At 38.5% G+C, this 7,266-nt stretch carries 8 protein-coding genes; 3 read left to right on the top strand and 5 right to left on the bottom strand.

Annotated elements, in window-relative coordinates; genetic code table 11:
* The 4 genes from V7659_RS22240 to V7659_RS22225 all read right to left on the bottom strand — a co-directional run.
* Positions 1-940, bottom strand: a 940-nt coding sequence (locus tag V7659_RS22240) for an ABC transporter permease (protein ID WP_335542349.1), incomplete at its 3' end; no start/stop codon positions are given.
* A complete protein-coding gene (locus V7659_RS22235) occupies positions 933-2,429 on the bottom strand; it encodes a sugar ABC transporter ATP-binding protein (RefSeq protein WP_335542347.1) in 1,497 nt (498 codons plus the stop codon). The genes V7659_RS22235 and V7659_RS22240, both read right to left, overlap by 8 nt.
* Before the next feature lie 32 nt (positions 2,430-2,461).
* The gene (rbsD, locus tag V7659_RS22230; protein ID WP_144550574.1) at positions 2,462-2,860 is read right to left on the bottom strand and encodes a D-ribose pyranase; all 399 of its coding nucleotides are present in this window, start codon (positions 2,858-2,860) and stop codon (positions 2,462-2,464) included.
* Between the two features lie 36 nt (positions 2,861-2,896).
* The gene (locus V7659_RS22225) at positions 2,897-3,907 is read right to left on the bottom strand and encodes a LacI family DNA-binding transcriptional regulator (RefSeq protein ID WP_335542345.1); all 1,011 of its coding nucleotides are present in this window, start codon (positions 3,905-3,907) and stop codon (positions 2,897-2,899) included.
* A gap of 473 nt (positions 3,908-4,380) precedes the next feature.
* On the opposite strand from V7659_RS22225, the gene V7659_RS22220 reads away from it, so the two are divergent.
* Positions 4,381-4,941 (top strand): glycerol-3-phosphate acyltransferase, encoded by a 561-nt coding sequence (locus tag V7659_RS22220; protein ID WP_335542343.1) that lies wholly within the window; start codon positions 4,381-4,383, stop codon positions 4,939-4,941.
* A gap of 458 nt (positions 4,942-5,399) precedes the next feature.
* Complete coding sequence (locus V7659_RS22215) at positions 5,400-5,681, top strand: hypothetical protein (RefSeq protein ID WP_335542341.1); 282 nt, start codon at positions 5,400-5,402, stop codon at positions 5,679-5,681.
* A gap of 77 nt (positions 5,682-5,758) precedes the next feature.
* Here the strand turns inward: V7659_RS22215 and V7659_RS22210 are convergent, their stop codons facing one another.
* Positions 5,759-6,202 (bottom strand): ferritin-like domain-containing protein, encoded by a 444-nt coding sequence (locus tag V7659_RS22210; RefSeq protein WP_335542340.1) that lies wholly within the window; start codon positions 6,200-6,202, stop codon positions 5,759-5,761.
* Positions 6,203-6,578: 376 nt separating this feature from the next.
* On the opposite strand from V7659_RS22210, the gene V7659_RS22205 reads away from it, so the two are divergent.
* Positions 6,579-7,025 carry a DUF6376 family protein gene (locus V7659_RS22205; RefSeq protein ID WP_335542337.1) on the top strand — a complete coding sequence of 149 codons (447 nt, stop codon included), beginning with the start codon at positions 6,579-6,581 and terminating at the stop codon, positions 7,023-7,025.
* The last annotated feature ends 241 nt before the right edge of the window (positions 7,026-7,266 follow it).

Genomic DNA, 7,266 nt, shown 5'->3' with positions numbered 1-7,266 from the left:
CTAATATAACGAGACCTTTAGCAATACTTTGGTAGAATGGAGACACGTTCATCAAATTCAAAATATTATCAAGAACGCCCATAATCAAAGCACCAATCAGCGTTCCGGTAACTGCTCCTTTTCCTCCTGCCAAACTTGTCCCACCAATAATAACTGCTGCGATAGCATCTAACTCAATTCCATTTCCCGCAGTTGGCTGTGCTGACATTAATCTTGAGGTGTAAATAATAGCGGATATGGCTGAAAGCAAACCAGCAATTCCGAAGACAGCGATTTTAATAGCCTTAACGTTAATCCCTGCCAGAATCGCCGTTTCTTCATTACCACCGATGGCATAAATGTAACGGCCAAAGCTGGTGTATTTTAACATCCAATACATAATTCCAAAGATGACAAACATGAGAATGATTGGGACTGGGATACCAAAAATTCGTCCGCTTCCAATAAAACGGTAAGCTTCATTACTAACAACTAGCGGATATCCCTTTGTATAAACAAGGGTCATTCCGCGTGCGATAACCATAATTGCCAGTGTGACAATAAAAGAAGGAATTCCAAATCTTGCTACAAAAAAACCATTACAAAGACCAAATAATAGACCAACTCCAAGAGCGGCCAGTAATGCAAGTGGGAGCGGCCAGCCAGCGGTTAAAGCACCAGCTAAAATCGCACCCGAAAAAGCCATAACAGCACCAACGGAAAGGTCAATTCCAGCAAGTAAAATAACAAGAGTCATTCCACTAGCGATAATCGCAATAATAGAAACCTGTCGGAGCACATTCATGACGTTACTCATCGAAAAAAAGACATCGGACAGAAATCCTGCAATCACACATAACACGATAAAAATTAGTAATACACGGTATTTTTCAATGAGGGAAAGCCAATTGAACTCCGCCTTCTTCTCCATTTGCTTTTGAACTGATGTTGTACTAGGCATTCATTACACCCCCGGATGCGTAATAAAAGATTTTTTCCTGCGTCGCTTCATTTTGGCTTAGATCAGCGGTAATTCGACCTTTATTCATTACCATGATGCGGTTACTTAACCCAAGCAATTCCGGCATTTCGGATGATATCATAATAATCGAAATACCATCCTCTGTAAGCCTTTTCATAATTTGATAGATTTCTGCCTTTGCGCCCACATCAATACCCCTTGTGGGTTCATTCAAAATGAGCACCTTTGGATTCATTTGGAGCCATTTTCCAAGAACCACTTTCTGCTGGTTACCTCCGCTCAGGGTTCTTACCTCAACATTTGGATCATGGACCTTTATTTTTAAATCGTTTACCCATCGGTTGACAATCTCGTCCTTCTTGCGTTTTTGCTGAATACCAAATCTGAAAATTTTCCGATAAGTGGGTAACAGTAAGTTTTCATAGACTGATAAACCAAGAACAAGACCTTCCTGCTTTCGATCATCTGTAACTAAGGCAATTCCTGCATCAATCGCACCTCTAGGGCTGTTTACAAGTTTCGAATCAACCTTCACATACCCGGTCATATTCCTATACATCCCGAAAATCGCCTTCGAAAGCTCCGTTTTGCCGGACCCCATTAAACCTGCAATACCGAGGATTTCACCTTTTTTTACGGTAAAATTAATGCCTTCAAGGATACCTGGCACCGAAACATCTTTCACTTCCAGGCAAAGTTGCTTAGATGGTTTACTTTTTTCTGGAAATAGTTCCGTCAACTCACGTCCAACCATCATTGTCACCATATCATCCTTTGTAACATCCTTCACCAAAGCACTTCCAATATACTTTCCATCCCTTAAAACTGCAATTGAATCGGCAACTACTAGTACCTCTTCCAACCGGTGGGTAATAAAAATGACACCCATTCCCTGTTGCTTCAACTCTTTCATAATGGTTAAGAGCTTATTTGTTTCTTCATCATTTAAAGCTGCCGTCGGCTCATCCATAATGATAATTTTCGAATTAAACGACAGCGTTTTTGCAATTTCAACCAACTGTTGCTCGGCAACTGATAAATCTGCGATTAATGTGTCAGGAGAGATCTTAGTCAAACCAACTCGATCCAGCCATTTCCTTGTTTCCTGCTTAATTTGTTTGCGATCTAAGATACCTTTTGCTTTACGCGGCTCCCGCCCGATAAATATATTTTCAGCAACACTCATATGCGGGATAAGGTTAAATTCTTGATAAATGATACTAATTCCAAGGCTTTGTGAATGCTTAGGCCCTTCGATTGTTACTTGATTTCCATTTATGTAGATTTTCCCATTGTTTGGCTGATGAACACCCGCTAGCACCTTCATTAAAGTAGATTTCCCAGCACCATTTTCACCAAGCAAGGCAAGAACTTCGGACTGGTTTACGCGGATAGATACATTATCAAGTGCCTTCACTCCAGGAAATTCCTTCGATATATCTTTCATTTCCAGCAATGCTGTACTCACTTGCCACTCCCCCTTTGAATGAGGTCAAATTATTAATAAACGACACCAGCGACTAAGATGACATTCGCATATCCGGTAAACTCACCTGTACGAATTAATCCTCTTGCCTGTTTTGTTTGCTGCTTAAATTCCACATGCGGAACATATTCAATCGGAAGATTTGGGAATCTGCTAACGATTTGGTCATGCATCCCAGGACTAACCGTTTTAACTTCTTCTGCTAAAATGACTTTTTCCACCTCTAGCTCGGTTAATACCGTATCAAGAGTTTCTAAAAAACCTGGCAGGCCTTCTTTCAAAGCTAAATCAATCCGATGGGTCACATTTTCAGGAATCGGTAAACCAGCATCTGTCACCACGATGTAGTCAGTGTGACCAGTTTCAGAGATTAATTGATTAATTTTCGGATTTAAAATACCGCCTTTTTTCATACTTTCCTTCCTCCTAAAACTGATAAATGTAAACGTTTAGATTTTATGACATGACTCTCGAATTTTTAATTCTGGTTTTAATAAATACTCCCTTTTAGGAAGGTTTTCTTTAAAATGAATACGTTCGTACACCAATTGAAAGGCAATTTCACCAATTGTCGTCATCGGACGTGAAACAACAGATAGTTTTGGTTTGATGAAGGTGGCTATCTCAACATCATCAAAGCCGATAAAGGAGACTTCCTCCCCCAACTTCCAATCCAGTTCGGTTAGTGCTTTAACGCAGCCAATCGTCATCTGGTTATTCGATGAAAATATCGCAGTAGGTCTATTTTTTAAATAAAACAATTGCAACGCACCCTTATAGCCACTGTTTTCCATAAAATCACCCTGATAAACCAAACTGGGGTCAAAGGGAATATTGTATTCCTCGAGCGCTTTCTTATAACCAAGGTAGCGTTCCCGACCTGGCGTTGTGTTTTGTGGACCGCAAATAATCGCAATGTTTTCATGTCCCTGTAAAATTAATTGGCGAACAGCCTGATAGGCTCCATTGATGTTATCAACCAAAACCGTATCCACTTCAAAATTCTTAATTGCCCGATCAACCGCAACAATTGGGATTCCTTGATCCTGTAACAACTTGATATGGTCCCCTGTTTCATTTGCAGTTGTTATAATGACTCCATCTACCCCTCTTTCAATAAAGATTTTCACAATCTCTTCTTCAATAATTGGGGATTCGTTAGTACTGCTAAGAATTGTATAATATCCTTTTTCTCTCGCCTTCTGTTCGATTCCAGCAACTACGTGAGGAAAAAACGGGTTAGTAATATCAGGCACAATAATACCAATGGTGTTTGTTTCCTTTCTTTTCATGCTCCTCGCCACAGCACTACGGATATAACCAAGTTCGCTGATAGCGTTTACAATTCGGTCTTCAGTTACCTTCCGAACTCCACCTTGGTTGTTTATTACCCTGGATACCGTTGCTATTGAAACATTTGCAAGCTTAGCTACATCCTCAATCGTTGGTTTGTACTCCATAATATGTAAACTCCTAAAATATAAAATCCTAAATGTAAACGTTTAGATTTCTTGATACAATTCTCTGCTTTTAAAGAGTTTAGAGAGGTTTTCTATCTTTATTGAAAATGTAAACGTTTAGATTTTTATAAATTGATAATATCATCGCTTAGGAATGTAGGCAAGAACGTTTTTTATAATAAATTTATAATTAATATTGTACCTTTAAAATAGGATAATATTATGATAACCATTATTTACTTAAACTACGGTTCCATTTTCCCTGTAATTATGGCCACCTTTTCTCGAAGATTCTTTTACACTGAAGAAAGTAGAACTACTATGTAACAGAAGTTCTAGAAGGGATCACTTGAAAGTTGGGAGATCCATTTACTCATTAACGATATTTTAAAAAAGTAAATTCATTCTATAAATTTTTCGATCGGATTAAACTGTGGTGCCTGACACTAAAATTGTAATAGGGGGTGATACAGATGTTTTTGTTGTATTTTATATTATCCTACTTGATTGGAAGCGTAATGTTTGGATTTCTCATTTCGAAAGCATTATTTCATACGGATATCCGTCGGGAAGGGAGTGGAAATGTCGGGGCTAGGAATGCCGGCCGCCTACATGGGAAAAAGGCGTTTGTGTTGATATTTCTAGGGGATGCTCTAAAAGGGGTTCTCGTTATATTGATCGCTCGCTATTTTGGATTTTCTGCCCAGATTCAACTTGTTGGTTTAGGCTTGGCCATTTTAGGACATTTGAAACCAATTACGTTGAACTTTAAGGGTGGAAAAGGGATCTCAACCTTTATTGGCGGGATCATCATGTTTGAACCGCTTCTTGTTTTCGTGATAGCCGGAGTATTTCTTGTCCTTTATCCCTTTACTAAGAGTTTCACCTTTTCAGGCCTAGGGGCATTCCTTTTAATTCCACCTTTCCTATTAATCATGTATTATGATTGGATAAGCTTTGCTGCAGCATTAGGTATCTTATTCTTCATTTTTCTGGCCCATTGGGAAAATATTAAGGTGAGACTAAGAAGGTAGGAATTTATAAATCCCACCGGTGGCTTAGGTTGGCATATAACTGGTCCACAATGGCATTAAAGAATACAAAAGCTCCTATAACTCTGTTTTTAAAATTGAGCGTGCACCATACACTTCCTATGGTTACCGTTCACACTGTTTTTTTGACTGAATGGGCATCATACGCCTTCTATAGTTACCATTCACACTGCTTTTTTGACTGAAAGGGCACCATACGCCTCTTATGGTTACCGTTCACACTGTTTTTTTGCTTGAACGGGCATCATACGCCTCCTTTGGTTTATAGGGTAGAACTTTGCTTAAACCGATTGCAACCTGATATCCTAACCATAACTATCAACAAAGCTCTTCCAAAAGTAACTTAACTGTAAGGACTCTCAAAAAGATGTATAAAAAGACCTAGAATGTAATATTTATTTTGTATGGCTTTATTTTTCTTACTTTTTAATTGGGGGTGGATGTCTCTGAACGCGGTAAGAATAATTCAATGGCTGTTGGGTGGATTACTTCTTGTCTATGGGATTTATCTTATCTTCGGTGTGCAGGAGTTCTTTGGAACCTTAGCTATAATCGCTGCCTTTTTTATCTTTCCGAGTATTGGAAAAGGACCAAAAGGATCTGATAGCAATGATTATGTAAAGGATTATCAGAATGATACAGACAACTCTGATGGTAATGGCAATACCGATTCCGGCGGGAATTCTGGAGGAGATTCCGGTGGAGACAGCGGCGGGGATTAATGACCACTGATAAACACAAATAAAAACACCCTTGCCTTTAGAGACAAGGGTGAACTTTTGCCCGTTACCATCCAAGTTTACTTATTTTTAGAATAAAAGTATAAAAACCAGACTGCATGATTTTGCTCATCGGCGGCCGCTCTTCGAAATGCTTCTTTTATGGATGGATCTGTAGCACCATCAGCGACTTCCAGGTAAAAATCTACTGTTATTTGCTCATCTTGTAAGGAAAACTCTAATCCCTCTAGGTAAACATCAGGACATTCCTCGCTGAGCTTTGGTTGTTGTGGCTTTCGCCCAGTCAGCTGAGTATAAATCTGTTCGAATTGTTTATGGTGCTTTATTTCATCTTGGCGAATTTCAAGGATTTGACTTTTCTCCTTCTCATTGGAAGCTAATTTTGCTAATTTGCTATAACAATGGATGGCATTGTACTCACCAGTGATCGCTTTTTCAACTTCTCTAATCAATTTATTATTTTGTCTATATAAAGCATCGTAATAATTCGTGTACGGATACATAGTAAAACCTCCCCGTTTCTCTCAAAAATATCCTACGTGAGACGAGACTCTCGGGTGCTTACTATTAAGGACTTTTCCCTAAAAACATTATGAAAATATCAACAATGGTGCCTGACACCGTTTAGAATTTTATACTTTTAGAAAGAATGGTTTAGGGGATGCTTCAGGAAGCAAGTGGAATTTCTAACTAAACAAAGTTCCTACTATTTTTATTGATATTACCCTACAGAACTGCTTATGCATTAGCAACGAAACAAATTTTTATCCATATGATAATGATAGGATTTTTCATGGACGTAGATTCAATTAACATCACGTTCGGATCCTTAATCAGCATATTTTCCTTCACAAAGTCTAATAAAACGGAGGTTTCTACATGAAAAAGAAGGTATTAGTTTTAGCCGCGGCAATTGTATTTCTCCTGAGTGGTTGTTCCTTGCTAAATGATGCGAAAGATACTCTCTCGTATGTGAATGATGCAACGGACTATCTAAATAAAGCGACAGCTTTTGCAAATGATGCTCCATCTATTGCGCAACAAGCCGTAAGCGACCAGCAGGCCACAGCAGAACTAAAAAAGATGCTTCAGGAAATGAAACAAGAAATCAATACATTCAATAAACTCCAAGCACCAGAAATAGCAGCCGATTTACATCAGCAACTTGTTGACCAAAACAACAAATTAACAGCTGGCATAGATCTATATTTAAAAAATATCCAGAATGGATTACTCGACCCTTCTATCCTTAAAAACACAGAAATTTTTCAAAGCGTCCAAGAAATCAGCAACATCCTTGATCAAATAAAACAGCTTGGGCAGTAATAGTTAATTCAAAACCTCAGTTCAAATAATATCTTAAGTTGGTCACATTGAAAGGAACCTCTCGATGTGGCCCATTTCATTTTTTGTATTCTTGTCCCTTTCTTCATAAAATCCACACCTCTCCATTGCCGCTAGAATTAGCTAACCATATTTGCCTATACCAAAGAATTTGATGTTATGATAGTAGCAATATTAGAAATTAGCATTTAACATTTAACATTTTCGAGGTACTGTCTTCCTA

Origin of the sequence: Neobacillus drentensis (assembly GCF_036966985.1) — a bacterium.
Lineage (GTDB): Bacteria > Bacillota > Bacilli > Bacillales > Cytobacillaceae > Neobacillus > Neobacillus drentensis_E.
The sequence above is the reverse complement of the archived record's forward strand: the minus strand, read 5'-3'. Positions and strand labels throughout refer to the sequence as shown.